Genomic DNA, 1,284 nt, shown 5'->3' on the forward strand with positions numbered 1-1,284 from the left:
CAGCGGCTCTTAAGTTGGCCTGGCGGCCAACTACGGGCCTGACGGCCCGTAAGGTGACGCGTCGTCATGCCTGGCGGCATGACTGTGTGTTGGCTGGGTTGGCCCTGACGGGCCAACAGGAACAGACAGAGCGGGGCCTGGCGGCCCCGCTGTCGCGTGTTCGGGCGTCATGCCTGGCGGCATGACGGTGGGGTTCAGGGTGGTTGGAGTTCCCTGCCCTGCCGGGCAGGGATTGGGTATGTGTCGGCGCCTGCGGCGCCGTGATGTCGTAAGGGTTTGTTGGACAGTTATCCCGTTCCTCTCCCCCTTGGTGTGCCGGGGTTGTGGAGCCTTTGCCCTGACGGGCCAACAGAACGGAATGAGACGGGGCCTGATGGCCCCGCGGCGTGCCTGCCGGCGTGTCCGGTTTCTTGTGGTGCCCCGCTGTCGCGGGGCCCATCTTCGTTGGTTTTCCGAGGCGTTGTCAGACCGGGCGTGTAAGTTCCCGGAGTTGTTGGCCCGTCTGGAATAGCCCCGAATACCACTGGTGGGGCGTAGAGGGGTGATGAGCTGTGCCTGTCAGTCAACATGTTGCCGCTCGGAGGATCATTACCGCTGCTCTGCGGGCCGGTGCGGCGTGGATCAACCGGGTTGAGGAGCCTCGTGCGTGGCGGGAGTTGTCGCGTATGCACGGGGTGCTCTTGTCGAGTCTGCCGGTGGGAGCCGGTCCTTCGACGCCTGCCGAGATGATCGACTTGCTGCCGATGCGCCTGCGGGAGTGGGTGCCTTTGTCCTGGGACGAACTGCCTTCGTCGATGGGGGATTTGGTTGTCCTGACGGACAACGGTGAGCTGACCGAGGAGGCCTTCGAGGCGGGGATGAACTATCTGGAGGCCCTGTACGAGGACGACGGATACTTCGATCTCGGTGGGACGTGGCTTCCGGCATGGGTTCGGCAGACGGCTGAGCAGACGGAGCGGGCTGCCTTTCGGCACATCCGCTCCGGCGGGCAGGCCGGCTATGTGGCGGCGCGGACCATGCTGACCGAGGTGCCGTACGGCACGGAGCGGGCGTTGGTCGAGGAGTACTCGCGGCGTGGCGCGGCGCGGATGGACGTGTATCGGCCTGTTCCCTCGGACCGGTTGTGGGTGGGGGCGTCGTCGTGGTTGTGGCCGTGTCCGCAGTGCCGGTATCCGATGGTGCTGCGGGGTGGGCAGTTGCGGTGTGAGTATCCGCCGCATCAGAGCCGGTTCGGTCTTGTCGCGGGCGGTGGCAAGCGGGGCGGGCCGCCTGCACTGACGGGTG

1 pseudogene is annotated in these 1,284 nt (G+C 66.4%); it reads left to right on the top strand.

Going from position 1 to position 1,284, the window contains the following annotated elements:
• Positions 1–551: 551 nt before the first annotated feature.
• Positions 552–1,284 (top strand): annotated as a pseudogene (locus U9R90_RS36280) (hypothetical protein); the annotation flags it as partial.

Source organism: Streptomyces sp. E11-3 (assembly GCF_046540415.1).
In the GTDB taxonomy this organism is placed as follows: Bacteria; Actinomycetota; Actinomycetes; order Streptomycetales; family Streptomycetaceae; genus Streptomyces.